18 protein-coding genes are annotated in these 20,346 nt (G+C 41.0%); 13 read left to right on the top strand and 5 right to left on the bottom strand.

From position 1 onward, the window contains the following. The first annotated feature begins 43 nt into the window (after nt 1–43). Nucleotides 44–520, top strand: a complete 477-nt coding sequence (locus tag J2W55_RS05590; RefSeq protein WP_310092913.1) for a SixA phosphatase family protein — start codon at nt 44–46, stop codon at nt 518–520. 242 nt (nt 521–762) lie between these two features. Further along, a complete protein-coding gene (locus J2W55_RS05585; RefSeq protein WP_310092910.1) occupies nt 763–1,410 on the top strand; it encodes a porin family protein in 648 nt (215 codons plus the stop codon). A gap of 61 nt (nt 1,411–1,471) precedes the next feature. On the opposite strand, the gene dprA is transcribed toward J2W55_RS05585, so the two are convergent. Continuing rightward, on the bottom strand, nt 1,472–2,569 hold the full coding sequence (gene dprA / locus J2W55_RS05580) for a DNA-processing protein DprA (protein WP_310092908.1): 1,098 nt from the start codon (nt 2,567–2,569) through the stop codon (nt 1,472–1,474). 192 nt (nt 2,570–2,761) lie between these two features. On the opposite strand from dprA, the gene J2W55_RS05575 reads away from it, so the two are divergent. Next, on the top strand, nt 2,762–3,139 hold the full coding sequence (locus J2W55_RS05575; protein WP_310092905.1) for a BlaI/MecI/CopY family transcriptional regulator: 378 nt from the start codon (nt 2,762–2,764) through the stop codon (nt 3,137–3,139). Next, a complete protein-coding gene (locus J2W55_RS05570; RefSeq protein ID WP_310092903.1) occupies nt 3,136–4,926 on the top strand; it encodes a M56 family metallopeptidase in 1,791 nt (596 codons plus the stop codon). The genes J2W55_RS05575 and J2W55_RS05570 overlap by 4 nt, the downstream gene beginning before the upstream one ends. A gap of 236 nt (nt 4,927–5,162) precedes the next feature. Here J2W55_RS05570 and rsmG read toward each other — a convergent pair whose 3' ends face one another. From rsmG to J2W55_RS05555, 3 genes are read right to left on the bottom strand one after another with little or no spacing between them, the layout of a single operon-like run. Then, nucleotides 5,163–5,789, bottom strand: a complete 627-nt coding sequence (gene rsmG, locus J2W55_RS05565; RefSeq protein ID WP_310092901.1) for a 16S rRNA (guanine(527)-N(7))-methyltransferase RsmG — start codon at nt 5,787–5,789, stop codon at nt 5,163–5,165. After that, nucleotides 5,779–6,384 carry an RNA polymerase sigma factor gene (locus tag J2W55_RS05560; protein ID WP_310092900.1) on the bottom strand — a complete coding sequence of 202 codons (606 nt, stop codon included), beginning with the start codon at nt 6,382–6,384 and terminating at the stop codon, nt 5,779–5,781. Before J2W55_RS05560 ends, rsmG begins: the two co-directional genes overlap by 11 nt. Continuing rightward, entirely contained in the window at nt 6,375–7,493 is a 1,119-nt protein-coding gene (locus J2W55_RS05555) for a glycosyltransferase (RefSeq protein ID WP_310092899.1), read from the bottom strand. Before J2W55_RS05555 ends, J2W55_RS05560 begins: the two co-directional genes overlap by 10 nt. A 328-nt stretch (nt 7,494–7,821) precedes the next feature. On the opposite strand from J2W55_RS05555, the gene tgt reads away from it, so the two are divergent. The 5 genes from tgt (at nt 7,822) to J2W55_RS05530 (ending at nt 13,231) form a co-directional block, all read left to right on the top strand. After that, complete coding sequence (gene tgt, locus J2W55_RS05550) at nt 7,822–8,952, top strand: tRNA guanosine(34) transglycosylase Tgt (RefSeq protein WP_310092898.1); 1,131 nt, start codon at nt 7,822–7,824, stop codon at nt 8,950–8,952. 82 nt (nt 8,953–9,034) lie between these two features. Beyond that, the gene (locus J2W55_RS05545; RefSeq protein WP_310092897.1) at nt 9,035–10,138 is read left to right on the top strand and encodes an LptF/LptG family permease; all 1,104 of its coding nucleotides are present in this window, start codon (nt 9,035–9,037) and stop codon (nt 10,136–10,138) included. After that, nucleotides 10,138–11,049 (top strand): DMT family transporter, encoded by a 912-nt coding sequence (locus J2W55_RS05540; RefSeq protein WP_310092895.1) that lies wholly within the window; start codon nt 10,138–10,140, stop codon nt 11,047–11,049. Before J2W55_RS05545 ends, J2W55_RS05540 begins: the two co-directional genes overlap by 1 nt. 1,001 nt (nt 11,050–12,050) lie before the next feature. Next, nucleotides 12,051–12,329 (top strand): hypothetical protein, encoded by a 279-nt coding sequence (locus J2W55_RS05535; protein WP_310092893.1) that lies wholly within the window; start codon nt 12,051–12,053, stop codon nt 12,327–12,329. A 14-nt stretch (nt 12,330–12,343) separates the two neighbouring features. Beyond that, the gene (locus tag J2W55_RS05530) at nt 12,344–13,231 is read left to right on the top strand and encodes an NAD(P)-dependent oxidoreductase (RefSeq protein ID WP_310092891.1); all 888 of its coding nucleotides are present in this window, start codon (nt 12,344–12,346) and stop codon (nt 13,229–13,231) included. Between the two features lie 160 nt (nt 13,232–13,391). On the opposite strand, the gene ispE is transcribed toward J2W55_RS05530, so the two are convergent. After that, nucleotides 13,392–14,210, bottom strand: coding sequence for a 4-(cytidine 5'-diphospho)-2-C-methyl-D-erythritol kinase (ispE, locus tag J2W55_RS05525; protein WP_310092889.1), 819 nt, complete (start codon nt 14,208–14,210; stop codon nt 13,392–13,394). 123 nt (nt 14,211–14,333) lie between these two features. Here ispE and J2W55_RS05520 point away from each other — a divergent pair, with 123 nt between their 5' ends. The 4 genes from J2W55_RS05520 to J2W55_RS05505 all read left to right on the top strand — a co-directional run bounded on the left by J2W55_RS05520 (nt 14,334) and on the right by J2W55_RS05505 (nt 20,313). After that, entirely contained in the window at nt 14,334–15,155 is an 822-nt protein-coding gene (locus J2W55_RS05520) for a thymidylate synthase (protein WP_310092887.1), read from the top strand. A gap of 118 nt (nt 15,156–15,273) precedes the next feature. Next, nucleotides 15,274–15,756 (top strand): dihydrofolate reductase, encoded by a 483-nt coding sequence (locus J2W55_RS05515; RefSeq protein WP_310092885.1) that lies wholly within the window; start codon nt 15,274–15,276, stop codon nt 15,754–15,756. Between the two features lie 115 nt (nt 15,757–15,871). Beyond that, on the top strand, nt 15,872–18,844 hold the full coding sequence (gene secDF, locus J2W55_RS05510) for a protein translocase subunit SecDF (protein WP_310092883.1): 2,973 nt from the start codon (nt 15,872–15,874) through the stop codon (nt 18,842–18,844). Nucleotides 18,845–18,999: 155 nt separating this feature from the next. Next, nucleotides 19,000–20,313 (top strand): NAD(P)/FAD-dependent oxidoreductase, encoded by a 1,314-nt coding sequence (locus tag J2W55_RS05505; RefSeq protein WP_310092881.1) that lies wholly within the window; start codon nt 19,000–19,002, stop codon nt 20,311–20,313. Nucleotides 20,314–20,346: the final 33 nt, after the last annotated feature.

The raw sequence follows: 20,346 nt of genomic DNA, 5'->3' as shown, positions 1-20,346 counted from the left end.
TATATTTAATGATTGGTAATGCTCTCTTTATTTACTTTAGATAATGAAAAAACTACTGTTAATCCGTCACGCTAAAGCAACTCACGAAAGCGGTTATATCGATTTTGATCGCCCCCTGAAACAATCGGGCATGCAGGATGCAGTATTTATGGCTGGTGTTTTAAAGGGGCATGGGATCATCCCGGAAATCATTGTAACCAGTCCGGCGCTGCGTACGCTTACCACCGCCCAGATATTTACAGAACATCTGAACCTACCTACCCCAAATACCGATAAAAAAATTTATGATGCCAGCGAGTTTACTCTGGTAAATGTGATCAACAACCTGCCAAATGAAAATGATTTTATTGGCCTGGTGGGGCACAATCCCGGGATAAGCCAGCTACTACACTATTTGACCGGGCAAACGCGTGATTTGCCAACCTGTGCCGTCGCTCTGATCAGCTTTGACAATGACGACTGGCGTTCTATCAGCAGCGAAGACGGGCATCTGGAGTTTTATGATTCTCCTAAGGAATAACTGGAATCCTTAGTTTTAAATACCCTGTTTCGGCATACTTAATCCCTCTTCAAATTGCGGTTGGAGGATACCAACCTCCGTATGAACAATATGCGCCAAAATGCAAGTATTAGCTCTTTGATAATATACAAACAACTCAATGTCAAATAGTTACAATACAACCCCACATTAAACACACATAACCCTTTGCTGATTAATTTATTTAACTATTTTTGCCGACAAAATAACCTTATTCACTTTATATGAAAAAACTATTACTTTCCCTGCTTTTGGCAGGCTCTTCAATGGCAGCTTTTGCTCAATTACCAACTTTCGGAATTAAAGGCGGCGCCAACTTTTCAACATTACATGTATCGATTGATGGTACCAATCTCAGTGTCAATTCAGGTACGCTAACCACTTTTAACGCCGGTGTTTTTGTCGACTTTAAATTTGGTAACGTTTCTTTACAACCAGCCCTGAACCTGACCGGCAAAGGCGGAAAATTTAATGGTGTTTTTTCTGATACCGAAGATACCAACATAGAACAAGGCGATGGAAAGCTCAATTTACTTTATTTACAACTGCCAGTGAACCTGGTATATCATGTACCTGTTGTAGTTGGCGATATTTATTTTGGAGCCGGCCCTTATGTTGCCAAAGGTATTTCGGGCAAGGTTAAAGGGAAAGACACCGACGGAAATTCGATAAGCGAAGACGTTAAATTTGGTGATGACGGCAATATTAAATCAATGGAATACGGCGCTAATGCCATAGCTGGTATTAAACTAAAAACCGGTTTACTTTTTAACGTTAACTATGATTTAGGCTTATCAAACATAGCACCAAACGCAGATGGCGGCAAACTAAAAACCCGTGTGTTTGGAATTTCTGTAGGTTACGCTTTTTAAGCTGATTCCAAAAAACAAATAAAAAAAGGAGCTTTGCTCCTTTTTTTATTTTCCAAAAGTTCTAACTCACCTTATAAGTTTTACCGGGCATAGAGCGTATATACCCCTGCATTTCCATATTTAACAGGTTCATAGCCAGCATACTCATTGGCATATTGGCTTTTATAGTGAGGTCGTCAATTGCCAGCGGCGCTTTGTGCTGCTGTAAAATATCAAATATCAACCTTTCATCTGCCGATAAGTCAAGAGGCAAAACAAATTGCTCAACCGGTTTGGTGTAGTCGGTTTTTTCCCAGCCCAAACTAAAAGCAAGGTCGGCCACACAGGTAAGCAACGCCGCTTTATTATTACGGATCAGGAAGTTACACCCCTCAGAGTAATCATCACCCAGCCTGCCCGGAAAAGCAAATACATCCCGGTTATAGGAGTTGGCTATCTCGGCGGTTATTAACGCGCCGCCTTTTATCCCTGCCTCAATCACAACTGTAGCATCGGCAATACCGGCAACAATACGGTTGCGCTGCGGAAAATTCTCCCTGTCGGGTACAGTACCGGATGGATACTCGCTTAACAGCCCTCCATTTTCCAGCATTTTATCGGCCGTAGCCCGGTTCTGACTGGGGTAAAGCCTGTCCAACCCATGCCCCAGCACCCCTACCGTTGGCATATTGAGCCGCAGGCACTCCTTATGGGCAGCAACATCAATACCCAAAGCCAGGCCACTTACTATTAAAACAGGGTATTGCCGCAGTTCTTCAATAAGCTCTTTGCAAAGGTGGCGGCCATAGTCGGTAGCATTTCGTGTGCCCACTATGCTTATAATATGCGGCGGGTTTAAATCTATATTACCTTTTGCATACAGTAATACCGGCGAGTCGCCACAGTTCTTTAACCGTTTGGGATACCTGCTGTCGGTATAAAAAATCACCTCTATCCCGTGTTTTTCAATAAAGGTCAACTCCTTTTCGGCCTTTTTCAAGGCATCTTCAAAATCGAGCTGACTGATGGTTTTTTCACCAATACCCGGCACTTTGATCAGTTTGGCCGGCGAAGCTTTAAAAATATCTTCGGCGCTGCCAAAGTAAGCTAATAAGGATTTAGACAATGTTGGACCGATATTTTTTATAAAAGTTAAAGCTACCTTATGGTGTAATGACATGTTCAGGATGTGGAGATTTTGCTATGCAAATTAGCAATATTCAGGGTAATTTTCAAACACCGGTATTAAAATATCACGATACTCTCTCGACCTTCAGTTGTGCATCTGAATATATCTTTCAAAAAACTATAAAAATAGTTTGCAAACTATAAAAATAGTTTTACCTTTATGCAACTATAAAAATAGTTTGCTATGAACATCAAAGAACTAACCAAAGCCGAAGAGCAGATCATGCAAATACTCTGGCAGTTGAAAGAAGCCATCGTAAAGGATATTATTGAGCAAATGCCTGATCCAAAACCGGCGTATAACACCGTATCAACCGTGGTAAGGGTGCTGGAGGGCAAAGGTTTTATTGACCATAAAGCCTATGGCAACTCACATGTTTACTATCCCCTTATCAGTGATGAACAATACAAAAAGTTCACTTTTGATAAAATGATGAAGAACTATTTCAGCAATTCGTACCAAAGCCTGGTATCATTTATTGTTGACGAAAAACAACTTGGAGTAAAAGAGCTTGACGAGCTAACCTCCCTCATTGATCAACTTAAAACCAAAAAATCATGAACTGGCTGCATTATCTGCTCGAAGCAAATTTATACCTCGTGGTATTTTACGCCGGGTATCAGCTGTTTTTAAAGAACGAAACCTATTACACTCTTAACAGGGTGTACCTGCTGCTTAGTTGTACATTATCCTTTGTATTCCCACTGGTACAAATAGGCGTACTAAAACCTGCTGAACAAGATGCGGGCGTTACCGCTTATGTGCTGTCAACGGGTTTAAAACCCGTGGCAAACCAGGCAGCTGCTTTTAGTTTGAGCATACAGGATGTGCTTTTTTATGCCTACTTACTGGGGGTTATTGTGCTGGCTATCATATTGCTTTTAAAGTTGTTTAAGCTGGCAAGCATGACCAGGGCAGCTCATAAAATGATAGATGAAAGATATAAAATTGTGCCTGTTGATGATTCGAACATCGCGTTTTCCTTTTTTAATTACCTTTTTATTGGCTCAAAAACTACGGGTAATGATATTATAATAAGGCATGAGCTGGTACACATCAGGCAAAAACACACCTTCGATGTGCTGTTCCTGGAACTGATCAAGATAATCAACTGGTTTAACCCCTTCATTTACCTGATGCAGGTAAGCCTTAAAACCGTGCATGAATATATTGCCGACGAGCAAACCGCGGCTCTTGAAACTGATGCCCTCACCTATTCTTCGTTTTTAGTTAATAATGCCTACGGCCTTAACGGCTCATCAGTTACACATTCATTTTTCAATTATAACCTGTTAAAAAAGAGGATCATTATGTTAAACCAAAAACGTTCGGGGAATTTAGCCAGGCTAAAATACCTCGTAACTGTGCCCATCTGTGCGGCGGCGCTTTGCGCATCTACCCTTGGGTTCAGCAAAACCTATGCACTTATAGATCTGGTGCCACGACATGATATTATACTGGCGGCTGATTATAAAACAGCTAATATTGCAACTGATACAACACGGATTATTAATAAAAACCAGGTAACTTCCAAAGGCTACAAGTATAAAGAAGAGGGTTATCTGATAAATGGCAAAACCGATTTCAGGGTAGTTATTACCGAAAAAAATGGGGAACAGGTAGAATATTTCAAACACTCGGCAAAACCGGCTGATTTGGCTATGTTAAAGAATAAATATGGTTATTCATTCCCAAAAATGTTGATTTATCCTAAACTTCCACCTCCTCCTCCAGTACCAGTTGCACCATCAGTAAACGCACCCGACCCAAAAGCCATTACAAAACGGCCGCCACCGCCGCCGCCTGTAAATCCAGTCAAAGCGCCAAAATCAGCACTGAAGGTTAAAAAAAACACAAAAGTAATTGATGTTGTGATTTCACCACCACCTGCCGATGAGCCTGCTCCCCCAGCTCCTGTCCAGACATCAGGCGAAGCTGTGCCACCGCCGCCGCCGCCCAAAGATCCTTTTGAAGATCTCCATAAATATATTGCAAAATATACCAGATATCCGACAGCTGCACATGACAATCATATCGGCGGTAGATTGATTATTGCTTTTACCCTTAATGATGGTAAAATGAATAATATAAAAATCACCAGGGGGGTAGATCAGCAAATAGATGCTGAAGTATTGAGAGTACTTAAAAATTTCACTGGTTCTGTTAGTATAAAATCAGGAAATTATGCCATGCCTATTTCCTTTACTCTTGTAGATAAAAATGATAAACAGGTAGCACATACGCCAGATAATTATATGTATAAAGCTGTCGCTGCAAACCCTGATAAAACTGCTAAGCCAACCTATATGCTAAATGAAGTGGTAATAGTTGGTTATATGAATAACTAAATCTCAATTGATCACCTAATATAATAAGCTCAAATTATTTTGAGGTTAAACTGCTGAACGGCTAAAACTGCTTCGGCATTTTTCCATGTAATACCCTCTCCTCTTTTTAAAAAGTTTTCTATTCTCCAACACGTCATTGCGAGGTACGAAGCAATCTCTTTAGGACAAATAGCGATTTTGCAAGACTGATCGGCAATTGGGGATTGCTTCGTACCTCGCAATGACGCGTCTTTTTCTTACCCCTTTACGTATATTACCTGTTTGGTTTCAAAAAACTCTTCGGTAAAATGATCTTTCAGATAGTATTGCTGTACTTTCAGTCCCGATTCTTTAATTTCCTGTTCCAGATCGCCGCCTTTAAGATATAAAATACCATTAGGCAACACATTTTTCGACTCCTTATTGAACTTGCCCCGCACCCAGGGATAAAAATCCTTAAGCTGCGTAACCGCCCGCGATACCACAAAATCAAACTTCTCGTTCAATTGCTCGGCCCGCATATGCGATGCCCTCACATTGGCAAGGCCCAGGGCACCGGCCACTTCCTGCACCACTTTTATTTTTTTTCCGATAGAATCAACCAGGTGAAACTGTGTTTGAGGGAATAAAACAGCGAGCGGAATACCCGGAAAACCTCCGCCTGTACCTACATCAAGTACGCTTTCGCCCGGCAAAAACCCCATTACTTTGGCTATACCTATAGAATGCAGCACGTGCCGTTCATATAAAAGGTCAATGTCTTTACGTGATATTACGTTGATCTGGCCGTTCCATAGTTCGTATAACCCGGGCAGTTGCTCTATTTGCGCGCGCTGATGCGCGGTGAGGTCAGAAAAATATTTAAATATGATATCAGATGTCATCCCTGTTAAAACGGTTAATGATGTTGCCAAGCAGGTACCTTGCCCTAAATAATTGCGCTTTAACCGTGCCCAGTGGCAAATCAAGCTGCTGGGCTATTTCCTCGTATGATAATTCATCAAAGTAACGCAGCGTGATCAGGTTACGATAACGGTGGGGTAAACTTTCAATCAGTAATTTAAGTTCCTGTGTTTGCTGCTTTTTAATGGAAGTTTCTTCAGGGTTTAAAATATCGGCCTTTATTTGCAGGGGCTTTTCTTCGCCTTCATCATCGGTCATGCCGTGAATTGATTGCGTGTTTAGCTTTTTTTTACGGATAAAATCAATACAATTGTTGGTGGCTACCCTAAACAACCAGGTACTAAAAGCATAATCGGGCTGATATTTATCCAGTTTTTCAAACGCTTTGGCAAAGGTTTCAACAGTAAGATCCATAGCATCTTCCTTATTGTTAACCATTTTTAAAACCATAAAATAAATAGAATCCTTGTACCTGTGCATCAAATCGGCATACGCTTTCTGATCACCCGCGCGTGCCCTTACAACCAGATTAAAATCATTCTTGGCATTGTCGGTAAAGTTGGCATTTATTTCCATTGGGTCGTCTTTAAAAATGTACCTATCAGCCCAAAAACATTTAAATACATGTAATAAATTATATCAAAAAACGGCAAATACCAGATCAGGTCCCTGCCATTAAGTTTTGTGAATATCTTACTGTAAATAATTAGTTGTAATATCAACCTAAAAATGAACAAACCTAATGCCAGTAACGGCTCATATTTAAAAACAAGGCATAATATGAGTAAAATATAAAAAATAAATCCGCTCATAGCATCAAAGCTAAGCATTCTCCTGTGCTTGTTTTTATACAGTTTGCCAACTCCCATGTGCCGCTTTTTTTGCCTGTACCATGATTTTAAAGTGGTTTTTGCACTGGTGTAAATAAAAGCTTCGGGGTGTATCTCTATTGTAGTGTTAGTGGCGGTGGCGTGCTGGTTTACAAACAGGTCATCATCGCCCGATATTACATGCATGTGTGATGCAAAGCCCTTTTGACTAAAAAACAAGGTTTTGGTATAGGCAAGGTTGCGGCCAATACCCATATACGGATCACCATTAATTGCGCTTGATAAATAATTTATAGCTGTTTTTAATGTTTCAAACCGGGTAAACCAGTTAATAAAACCACTTGCCTTATAATATGGCGAGTAACCCAAAACTATTTGCGCGCCGGTGCTGAAATTGATGGCCATGCGGGCTATCCAGTTTGCTGAGGCGGGTTTGCAATCAGCATCGGTAAACAGCAGGTACTCGTTCTTGGCGGCTTTTATGCCGAGGGTAAGCGCAAATTTCTTCCCGGTTTTAAAACGGTCATGCTCGGTTATGGTTACCACTTTTAACTGTGGGTATTGGCGTTGCATATCATCCAAAACAATGTCCGACGAGTCGTAAGAGCAGTCGTTTATCACTATAACCTCATAGTCGTGGTAGTTTTGCTGTAGTATAACAGGCAGGTTCTCCTTCAAATTTTCGGCTTCGTTACGTGCGCTTATAATTACCGAAACGGGTATCATAACCGCTGGCAATTCTTCTGCCGGCTTATAACGGGCCAACCGGTTGTGCCTGCTTATCAGATAATATAGCTGTACAATAAAACAAAGCTGAAAAAGAAGAAAAAGTACAATGTGTATATAAGTTTCCAAACAAGTGATAATATCAGGCAAATTTGTTAAAAAACACTGGAATTAATAGGGTTAGCTTTGGTTTATTTGTTGATTATTACCCACACTAAAAAGTTTTTTTTCCACAAACCGGTCCCAAATCCCTGCTTTAGGCGATGAATTTACCCGCCGTACTTTTACCCCACCCCTTTACAAAGTAACAGGTGTACGCCTTTTATTCATGGCAAACCTTATGGCGAGTGGGCAAGCACCGGGATATCCGGCTAATGGTTATCATTTGCCGCGTTGAATATTTCATTGTCAACCATTTAAGCAAACCCGCTTTATTTGTTAATTTTGCAACCTCAAAATGAAATTTAACTTAACAGCACAAGACCCGCTTTCAAAAGCCCGGGCGGGTGAAATAACCACCGACCACGGTACCATACAAACTCCAATTTTTATGCCTGTAGGTACTGCCGGCACGGTAAAAGCAGTACATCAGCGCGAGCTTAAAACCGATATACAGGCCCAGATCATTTTAGGGAACACCTACCATTTGTATTTACGGCCTGGTCTTAATACGCTTGAAAACGCGGGTGGATTGCATAAATTTAACGGCTGGGATGGCCCTATTTTAACCGATAGCGGCGGCTACCAGGTTTATTCGCTTACCGAAGTACGCAAGATCAAGGAAGAAGGCGTTACTTTTCGGTCGCATATTGATGGCTCAAAACACCTGTTTACGCCAGAAAATGTGATGGATATACAGCGTATAATAGGTGCCGATATTATTATGGCCTTTGACGAATGCACACCCTACCCCTGCGATTACCAGTATGCGAGGCGATCAATTGATATGACACACCGCTGGTTAAAACGATGCTGCGACCGCTTTGACAGTACTGAACCAAAGTATGGCTACAGCCAAACCCTGTTCCCGATAGTGCAGGGTTCGGTATATAAAGATCTGCGCGTAAAATCAGCCGAGGTTATAGCCTCATATGAGCGCGAGGGCAATGCCATAGGTGGTCTTTCGGTAGGCGAACCCGCCGAGGAAATGTATGAAATGACAGAAATTGTTTGCAATATATTACCACAGCAAAAACCACGTTATTTAATGGGTGTAGGCACACCTGTTAATATATTGGAAAATATTGCATTAGGAATTGATATGTTTGATTGCGTTATGCCAACCCGTAATGCGCGCAACGGTATGCTTTTTACCAAAAATGGTATCATTAACATCAAGAACGAAAAGTGGAAGAATGATTTTTCGGCCATTGAGGAAGACAGCGACCTGTTTGCCGATAAAAATTACACCAAAGCCTATTTGCGCCACCTGATACACTCGGGCGAGATGCTTGGGGCGCAGATTGCAACGTTGCATAACCTGCACTTTTACCTTTGGCTGGTTAAAGAGGCACGTAAAAAGATCATTGCAGGCGAGTTTTATAACTGGAAAAACATGATGGTTAACCGCCTGGGCCAACGATTATAAAGAGTATAACTCAAAAAGAAGTGATAATAAACGCATTTTATAGGATATCCGTTCTGGTGTTAAAAAACAAATGATCTGACAGATGAGGGCTTTTATACACCGGTACCTGAAGGTTATTGACCGATTTATCATTAAAAAATACCTGGGCACTTTTGTGTTTACCATGGGTGTTTTTATAGTGGTATCGGTAGTGTTTGACGTATCGGAAAAGCTGGATAACTTCACCAGCAAGCATGCCTCACTTCATGATATTGTATTTCAATATTATGCGGGGTTTGTTCCGTTTTACCTCAATATGCTGTCGCCGCTTATTAATTTTCTGGCGGTGATATTATTTACGGCCAAAATGGCCAATCAAACTGAAATAGTACCCATATTGAGCGGAAAAGCCAGTTTTAACCGCTTTTTGAGGCCTTATTTCATTTCATCCACCATCATATTCATAGTGTCGTTTTTTGCAAACGTATATTTAATACCATACACCAATCACCTTAAAAACAGCTTTGAAAATGCCAACGGCATAACTGATAACGACCCTACCAAGAGCGAGGTGCACATGCAGATTGATAAGCACACGTTTGTATATCTGCAAAATTATGATCAAACCGTTCATACAGGCTATCAGTTTATTATGGAGAAATTTAACGGTGATACGCTGCGCGAAAAACTTATTGCCAACCAGGTATCTTACGACTCCGTAAAAAGAGTTTGGTCGTTAAAAAACTATTCTGTTAAGTATATAAATGGCTTAAAAGAGAAAATGGTGGAGAATGTTATGCAGAAAGATACGGTATTAGACATGCACCCAACAGACTTTATTGTGTATGATAACGTATACACGGCTATGTCCTTAAATGAACTGAACAAGAATATTGAGAAAGAAAAACTACGCCGTCCCGAGGTTTTAAACAACCTATATTTCGAAAAATTCCATCGTTTTGTATACCCGTTATCGGCTTATGTTTTAACGATACTGGGTGTGGCCTTGTCTTCGCGTAAGGTGCGCGGTGGTGTTGGCCTACCGCTGGGGATAGGTATTTTACTCTGTTTTGCCTACATCATTTTAGAAAAATTTGCCATCGTATTCTCCATAAAAGGAGGCGTACCTCCTATTTTTACTGTCATGATCCCTAACGCGCTGTTTGGCATATTCGGTTATTATTTACTATTAAAAGCACCAAAATAGTGGCTAAAGAAAATACCCTTACCGGCCCTAATAAGAACCTGATCATCCTTCATTTTACTGTTTTTATATGGGGCTTTACCGGCATCCTGGGCCAGCTTATTTCTATATCGGCTGTACAATTGGTATGGTATCGTGTAATTATTGCATTCATTTCGCTGTTTTTATACTTTAAATTCAATAAAACTGACGTAAAAATTGTTAAAAAAACGCTTTTTCAACTGGTTTTTACAGGCGGTTTAGTGGGTGCGCACTGGGTACTTTTCTTCGCTTCCATCAAATTATCAACCGTTCCTGTGGCCCTGGTTTGCACTTCCAGCATTACTTTATTTACTGCTGTACTGGAGCCATTGGTCAATAAATCAAAGATTTCAAAACTCGAAATACTGGCCGGACTTTTAATTATAACCGGCATAGTTTTAATTTTCAAATTTGAAACTAAATACACTAAGGGTATTATTGCAGGCCTTACATGCGCGCTTTGCGCGAGCCTTTTCTCCATCATTAATTCCAGGTTTGTAAAGAAAATGGAGGCCCCTACCATCGCATTTTATGAGCTGGCGGGAGCAGTTTTCTGGATCTCTTTATACCTTTTATTAACCGGAGGTTTTACCAGTTCGCTCATTTTAAAGAACAGTGATATTGGTTATCTACTGTTGCTTGGCACCATCTGCACCTCGCTCGCTTACGTTGCCGGGGTATCAGTTATGCGCGAACTTTCGGCTTTTAAGGTTGCACTAATTACCAATCTTGAGCCTGTTTACGGCATCCTGATGTCATTTATTTTCTTTGGTGACATGAACAAAATGACTACAGGTTTTTGGGTGGGAGCCATCATTATTCTATCAACAATCTTTCTGTATCCGGTTGCTCAGAAACAAATTGTAAAACGGAAAAACAGATCGCAATCCTGATCAGTCCTTTTTTTTGCTCTTACATTCCGTCGCTTTTAACACACGAAAAGGCTATCCTGAAGCTGGCAAAATCAACGTAAAATACAGCGCTATTTTCCTCCGCTGCCCGCGGTAGGAGGGAGTATTGCTCGCTCCAGTACGGGCTATTTTTAAGCCCTACAAGACACGCTGATATTTTCCCACGTTCAACATCGTTTAAACAATTCAGCGTTCAACAGGGCCAAAATTCAATTTTCACTTAGTGTACTTAATTTTAAAACATAAAAATTAGTATTCTGCGGTTTTACAGTATATTTTAAATTCAAAATTCCATTTTAAAAATCAAAACACACTTTAAATTAAATTTTTATGTGATTTATAATCAAATATTTATAATGATTATTAGAAGTAAAAATTAAGCTTAAAGAAGACAACTCGAATTACTAAAAACTAAAATAATTAGCAATTATAAATATCATGCTTAAATATAAGATTTATTCATTTATTAATCAGATATATACAAAGTTTCATATAAGGTTTCACTACAGATACTATAGTAAACAAAGTGAGTAGAACATAGTGTTGTGAAAGGTAAAAGCGAGGAATGAAATTAAAACCACTCAGCAGCCTGTGTTGTATACAAAAAAGTTAAACCGTGCAAAAATATCGGATTCTCAGGGCAGCATCCCGACCCGTTTTCAAGCAACAAAACAATAGTATCACAATTAGGGGAGCCCAAAAAGATCCGCTTTTCTCAGCAAGATCTTTACTGGCATTTTTTGACTGATAGTACCAGTTCAAAATTTCATTATTTCAGGAGCGGCGGCTTTTATGGTCGCCATCGTTTTTAACAAAATCATAAAATCGCGCCATGGCAGGATGGCGATCAAAATCCAACTTTCTAAAAAGTAATTTTCACCTCTGCCCTCTTTTGTTTTGTAATTTCAGACAGGGTGGCTAAAAACCATTTTTAATAAACATTTAAAAACTGCATATTGTATTAACTGTTAAATCAAATCACCATGAGCATTAAAACAATAATCATTGTAGTCATCACCGTTTTGCTTACCGCGGCATTTGCGCAAAACACTGATAAGGTTCCGTTCGCATTTTTATTCGCTAACTTTTATGTTTCAAAACTAACGATGATGATGACCGTGGCAGTGGTGGCGTTTATTTTAGGGTTACTGGTTGGCCGCCCCAAAAAAGCAAAATTTGACATTGAAGGCTATCATGACAATATCCACAAAAAGGATGATCCCAATACACTAAGCGACGAAGACAAAGATTATATCAGCTAATACCAAACAACACTATGGAAAAGAGAATCGGATTTATAGGCCTGGGCAATATGGGCATCAACATAGCCAAAAACCTGATAAACGCAGGCTATCATCTACAGGTTTATAATCGCACACTTTCAAAAGCCAATGAGCTTGACCCGGCGTACACTACTCCGTGCAAAACCCCGGCTGATGCCGCCAGCGGTGTACACATAGTTATTACCATGCTGACTGACGATGAAGTGCTGAAAGAAATAACATTGGGCGATCAGGGTATATTGGAAGGCCTACCTGAACACGCCCTGCATATCTCCATGAGCACCGTCTCGCCTGAAACAGCTGAACAGCTTGCGGCTCTTCATAATGAAGCAGGCAGCCACTATTTGGCCGCCCCTGTGTTTGGCCGGCCCGAAGCGGCTGAGGCGCGCAAGCTGTGGATATGCGTGTCAGGTGACCAGCATGCTAAGGATACTGCCAAACCTGTTCTTGATTGCTTGGGCCAGGGTATTATTGATTTTGGGGAAGCTACAGGCGGGGCCAACGTGATAAAAATTGCCGGTAATTTTATGATCATGGCTTCGATGGAGATGATGGCCGAAGCTTTTACCCTTGCCGAAAAGAATGGATTAGACCGCGCACAGGTAGCCGGTTTCTTCGGATCGACGCTTTTCAATGCGCCCATTTTTCAAAACTATGGCAAGCTCATAGCAGGCAAACAATATGAGCCGGTTGGCTTCAAGTCTAAATTAGGCTATAAGGACGCACGTCTTGCATTTAAACTATCGCAGGCAAGTGAGACACCCATGCCGCTTGTAAATGCGTTACACAGCCGCTTATTAACCGCCGTTGCAAAAGGCCGCGGAGATACGGATTGGATTGAAGGCATAAGCAGGGGTGTTAGTGAGGATGCAGGAGTGTAATTTGATTTGGAATTTTGGATGTTCGATTTCAGATTTGACTTTTAAGTGCCATTGGAGAGCAATGCTGAACGGAGGGACAACGAACGCTGCGATGTTGGGATGAGCCTTTACTGCCTTGCTTATCTGGATTTACCATGCTTACCATAACGGGCAGCAAATGTCACACATCATAAAAAACTTGATTCTCTACTTCCAGGTGCTGCAGATCCGGCATTTGCTCAAATATACCAAACACAGACGCCCCACTGCCGCTCATACCGGCGTAGAGCGCACCAGATTCATATAAAGCAGCTTTAACGCCACGTATTTCAGCATGATTTTTAAATATTGATACCTCAAAATCATTTTTTATATATTTTTTCCATTCGGCTATCGGTTCAGCAATCAACTCCAGCAGTGAATCCTTCACCATAGCGGGCTTAATACCGCGAAAAGCCTCTGCGGTTGATATGTGCACATCAGGCATTACCAAAACAATTTTATAATTTGACAGATCAAGTTTGATGGGTTCAAATTCATCCCCTCTCTCAAATGCGAATACCGGTTTGTTTTCAATAAAGAAAGCACAATCGGCACCCAGCTTACGGGCATGATCAGTCATCTGATCAATGGACAAACCAAGCTTAAACTGCTGGTTCATCAACCTTATAAAAAAAGCTGCATCGGCCGAGCCTCCGCCCAACCCGGCACCTATCGGGATATTTTTATGAAGGTGGATGCTTACCGGCGGCAGGTCATGATTTTTTTTAAGCAGATGATAACCCTTTATACACAAGTTATCCTCCATCGCGCCGGGAATATCAAGACCCGATGAATTAAAACTTAACTCATCGCTCACTACAACCTCAAGAGCATCTTTGATATTTATCGGATAAAAAATGGTTTCCAGATTATGATAGCCGTCGGACCGGCGTTCGGTAATGTTAAGACCAATGTTTATTTTTGCGTTCGGGAACAGGATCATAAGCGTAATTAACACGGCATCTATTTTTAAACAACCGTAGGATACCAAAAGTAGATTATTTTTCTTTGTTCCGAAATATTAGTCGTTGAGTCATTACTTACTTAAGGATATTATCAAAATTCAGTTAATCAACAAAAAATGAAACAGTATCTCGACCTGATGAAGCACGTGATGGAAACCGGCGCTCAAAAACATGACAGAACCGGCACCGGCACGGTAAGTGTGTTTGGCTACCAGATGCGTTTCAATCTGAAAGATGGTTTCCCGATGGTGACCACCAAAAAATTACACCTTAAATCCATTATCCATGAGCTGATATGGTTTTTGAGTGGCGATACCAACATCAGCTATCTGAAAGAAAATGGTGTACGCATATGGGATGAATGGGCCGATGCAGAAGGCAACCTGGGTCCTGTGTATGGCTACCAGTGGCGCTCATGGCCAAAACCCGATGGCGGGCACATTGACCAGATAACTCAGGTGGTAAACCAGATCAGGAATAATCCCGATTCTCGCCGCATGATCGTGTCTGCATGGAACGTTGCCGATGTGAACCAGATGGCGCTCCCCCCCTGTCACAGTCTTTTTCAGTTTTACGTTGAACCGCCCAATAAAGAAAAGGGCGAATCAAGAGGTAAGCTATCATGTCAGCTTTATCAGCGCAGTGCCGATATATTTTTGGGCGTACCATTCAATATAGCTTCATATGCATTGCTTACTATGATGATGACCCAGGTATGCGAGCTTGATTATGGCGATTTTATCCACACTTTTGGCGATGCCCACTTATACAATAACCATATGGACCAGGCCCGCCTGCAATTGAGCCGCGAACCCCGCCCGCTGCCAACCATGAAAATAAATCCAGAGGTAAAGGATATTTTTAAATTTAAGTTTGAAGATTTTACGTTGGAAAATTATGATCCCTGGCCACATATTAAAGCTGCTGTGGCGGTGTAGAGTTAATCGTCTTTTTAACAATTAACAGAATTTCATTATCCTTACAAAAATTAAAGCAGTACCGTCATTAGGTGGAGTATGGGCTTAATCCAGACTAACACCCATAACCAATGAATAAATGATCACATCCATTATAGTTGCCATAGCCAAAAATAATGCTATAGGTAAAGACAATAAATTGCTCTGGTATTTACCCAACGATCTGAAACATTTTAAGGAAGTTACTACTGGACATACCGTTATCATGGGTCGCAAAACTTATGATTCTGTTGGCAAGCCTTTGCCTAATCGCCGTAATATTGTTATTACGCGGCAAGCCATCAGTATTGAAGGGTGCGAAGTAGTAAATTCCCTTGATGCAGCACTGGCTCTTTGCGCAAACGAGGCCGAGGTGTTTATTGTAGGCGGGGCCGAAATTTACAGGCAGGCTATTCCGCTTACTGACCGCATCTATTTAACCGTTATTGATCAGGATTTTGACGGCGATACTTTTTTTCCGGAATTAAATTCAATTGAATGGAAGGTAAAAGACCGCGAAAATTTTGAACCAGACGAAAAAAATAAGTTCAGGTACTCCTTTATTACGCTGGAGCGGAGGTAACATTTTCTGTCATTAAATTGTTTTAATTTAAAATTTCATGCTTGCGAAATTTTATTAGATTTGCCGTCTTATTTAAAAATTGCTTATAAACTAATTAATTACATATTAAAATTCGATGCAAGGTAAAGGGGTTATTAAATTTTTCGCCATTCTGTTAGCTGTGGTATGTTTATACCAGCTTTCATTCACGTGGGTGGCAAATAAAGTTCAAAGTGATGCCAAAGTATATTCGAAGGGTGACCCTGAGAAAGAAACAGCCTATCTGGATTCTATGTCTACACAACCGGTATATCCGTTGTTTAAACACAATTATCAATACGTATTGCAAAGAGAACTTGCATTAGGCCTCGACCTTAAAGGTGGTATGAACGTTACCATGCAAATTTCACTTGACGAACTGGTTAGGAAAATTGCAAACAACAATCCTGATGTAACTTTTAACCAGGCTTTGGTAAATGCGGATAAGTTACAGGCAGATGCTAAAACTACTCAGAAAAATTTCATTTCGTTATTTGTTAGCGAGTATGAAAAATTAAATCCAACCGGTAAACTGGCTGCTATCTTTTCAACAAAAGATAATCAGGATCACCTTAAGTTCAACGCTTCAAACAGCGAGGTAGAAGCATATCTGAAAGATCAGGCCAACACCGCGGTAAAACAATCATACACCGTTTTAAATACCCGTATCAATCAGTTTGGCGTTACCCAGCCTAACATTCAGTTAGAGCAAAGCTCAAACCGTATACTGATAGAGCTGCCTGGTGTAAAAGAACCTGAGCGTGTACGCAAGCTTTTACAAGGTTCGGCCAAGCTGGAATTTTATGAGACCTTTGACAATACCGAAGCTTACCAGTATCTGATCAACATTGATAACCTGCTGGCAGCAAAAAACAAAACAGCTAAAACTGACTCATCAAAGACGGCTGCTACTTCTACTAAAACCGATACTGCCGCAAAAGCAGGTTCATTGTTAAGCAAAGTTCAAAAAAACGCTGCTAAAGATACATCGGCTTTAGCCAACAGGGCACAACAAGCATCATTGCATCCGCTGTTTTCAGTTATGCAGCTAAATATCAATCAGGGTCCAAACGGTCAGCAATTAGGCCAGGGTCCGGTTGTTGGTTATGCTCCGCTAAAAGATACCGCAAAAGTTAATTCATATTTGCAGAGTGCCGATGTAAAGGCAGTAATACCGCGTAACCTGAAATTCCTTTGGGAAGTAAAACCCATAAAGGATGCTAAAGAAAAAGTATTTGCGTTATACGCTATTAAACTAAGTGGCGCTCAAAACGGTCCTGTATTGTCAGGAGACGTTATAAATGATGCCGGACAGGACGTTGATCCTAAAGGCAGCCCTGAAGTAAGAATGGTAATGAACTCGCAGGGAGCTGAAAAATGGCGTACCATTACTGCTGAAGCGTCATCAGGTACCAACAAAAAAGCAATTGCTATTGTACTTGACGACAATGTGTACTCTGCTCCTACTGTTCAAAACGAAATTTCAGGCGGTGTATCATCTATATCAGGAAACTTTACCATTGAGGATACCCGTGATTTGGCCAACGTATTAAAAGCAGGTCGTTTACCAGCTCCGGCTCATATCATATCAGAAGCCATAGTAGGTCCGTCATTGGGTCAGGAAGCCATCAGCGCCGGTATTACTTCAAGTATATTAGGTTTGGTTGTGGTATTGGTATTCATGATAGCCTATTACAACCGCGCAGGTACTGTAGCTGTGGTTGCCGTTATCATCAACATTTTCTTCCTGATGGGGGTATTAACCAGTCTGGGCGCGGTATTAACGCTGCCAGGTATTGCGGGTATAGTGCTTACCCTGGGTATAGCGGTTGATGCAAACGTACTGGTTTATGAGCGCGTGCGTGAAGAACTTGGTTTAGGCAAATCATTGAGGATAGCAGTGGCCGATGGTTTTAAACATGCTTTACCTTCCATCCTCGATTCGCAGATCAGTACTTTCTTAACCGGTTTGATCCTGTTTATCTTCGGTTCTGGTCCAATACAGGGCTTTGCTACCACATTAATGATCGGTATCATTACTTCATTATTCTGCTCGTTATTAATTTCAAGGGTTATTTTTGAGTGGATGCTTGATAAAGGCTGGGATATTAAATTCTCAAATCCATGGAGCTCTCATACATTCAAAAACGCAAACTTTAAGTTTGTAAAAAACCGTGTTAAATTTTACATATTCTCCGGTTTATTTATCACAGCTGGTTTAATATCTATATTTACCCGCGGGTTTAGCTATGGTGTTGATTTTGAAGGCGGTCGCAACTATATCATCAACTTCCCCAACAAAAATGTTACTACCGAAGCTATTCATGATGCCGTTGATGCAACATTGGGTCGTAGCACAGAGGTTAAAACGTTTGGTGCTGATAAGATCAGTATTACTACAAACTATTTGATCAGGGATAACAATTCAACAGCTGATGCCAAAGTAAGGAACACCCTGATCCAGGCCTTAAACACCAAAGAAGCTACCCGCATATCCGATAAAGACATATTAGGGTTATCAAAAGTGAGCGCAACCGTTGCCGATGAGCTAAAAACATCAGCTATATATACGGTACTGTTTGCCATATTTGTTATTTCGGCTTATATACTCATCCGGTTCCGTAAATGGCAATTCAGTTTGGGTGCCATGATAGCTACAGCGCACGATGCTTTGCTGGTATTATCATTCTTTTCATTGTTCAGGGGCTATCTTCCGTTCTCACTGGATATTGACCAGGCCTTCATTGCTGCTATATTAACGGTTATAGGTTACTCTATTAACGATACTGTGGTTGTGTTTGATAGGATCCGCGAATTCCTTGAACTGCATCACGCAAAAACCGATAACCCCGAAGAAGTTATTAACCAGGCTATCAACAGCACATTGAGCCGTACTATTATTACCGCTTTAACAGTGATATTCGTATTGATCGTATTGTTCCTGTTTGGTGGCGATGTAATTAAAGGGTTCTCATTTGCCCTGTTAATTGGTGTAATCTTTGGAACATACTCGTCTATTTGCGTAGCAACACCAGTGATCGTCGATTTTGGAAAAAAAGATCTGAGATAATTAAATTCAATTTATTTATAAGGCTCCAAAGAACTTTTGGAGCCTTTTTTGTTATACAAACAGCTCCCCTCGCAACCATCAACGGAAGGGAGAGCTTTAAAAACACAAAAGCTCCTCTTCTTGGGGAGATTTAGCGGGGTTAAAATAATCTGCATATGAACTTAACAGACAACTCAAAATTTCCGTTGGTAGTTATTGTAGGCGGAGGCTTTGGCGGGCTCCAGGTAGCCAAAAAATTAAAAGATAAGCCTGTTGATGTTTTGATGCTTGACAAGCACAACTACCACACCTTTCAACCACTGTTGTACCAGGTTGCCATGGGCAGTCTTGAGTCGGAATCAATAGCTTTTTCTTTACGTAAAAATTTCGCAAGTCAAAAGAATTTCCGGTTCAGGATAGCAGAAGTAAACAGGGTAAATGCCGAAAAAAACACAATTGACACCACCATTGGCGAAATTGCCTATGATTACCTGGTGATAGCCACGGGATCAACCACCAACTTTTTTGGCAATAAGGATATTGAGCATTTTTCAATGCCTATGAAATCAATCCCTGAAGCCCTTAACCTGCGGTATTCTGTTTTGCAAAATATAGAAGAGGCTTTGCTGAAGCCCAGCAAGGAAGAACGGGAGCCTTACCTCACCTTTGTGCTGGTGGGTGCCGGACCAACCGGCGTTGAGCTGTCAGGCTCATTGGCCGAGCTACGCAACCACATACTGGCCAAGGATTATCCGGAACTCAAAAAAGAGGATATGAAAGTTTACCTGGTCGACTTTTTGCCAAAGGTGCTGGGGCCTTTTTCTGATGAGGCTTCCGCAGCGGCAAAAGATTTTTTAACCGGGATGGGTGTTGAGGTGCTTTTGGGCATGAAGGTAGATAGTTATGATGGTGACGAAATAAAATTTGAGGGCGGCAAAACCATCCGTACTAAAAACGTGATCTGGAGTGCCGGGGTGATGGGCGTTATTCCCGAAGGTTTTGATAAAGATATAATTGAACGCGGCAACAGGATCAGGACCGATAGTATTTGCCGGGTAATAGGCTCTGATAACATATTTGCAATTGGTGACGTAGCGGCTATGATAACAGACGAAACCCCAAAGGGTCATCCAGGTGTTGCCCAGGTGGCTATTCAAATGGGACAGCATGTAGCCCAATCAATAGTCCAGCTCATTAACCATGAGCCAACCGCTCCCTTTAAATATTTTGACAAAGGATCATTAGCCACCATAGGCCGTAATAAAGCGGTTGCCGATTTGGGTAAAATAAAATTTCAGGGATTTTTTGCCTGGCTGGTATGGATGTTTGTACACCTGATCTCGCTTTTGGGAGGCCGTAATAAAGTGATCGTATTTATTAACTGGGTTTCCAGTTATATTACTTATAACGGGGGCACAAGACTTATCATCCGTAAGTTTGAACGCGAGGGGCTTACTGAAGATGTACACCTGCCAAAATCAGTTGATTAAGTTTTATTTGTTTAAAGTGAAAGTTTGAGTTAT

The organism is Mucilaginibacter pocheonensis, assembly GCF_031456535.1.
Taxonomy (GTDB): Bacteria; Bacteroidota; Bacteroidia; order Sphingobacteriales; family Sphingobacteriaceae; genus Mucilaginibacter; species Mucilaginibacter pocheonensis.
The sequence above is the reverse complement of the archived record's forward strand: the minus strand, read 5'-3'. Positions and strand labels throughout refer to the sequence as shown.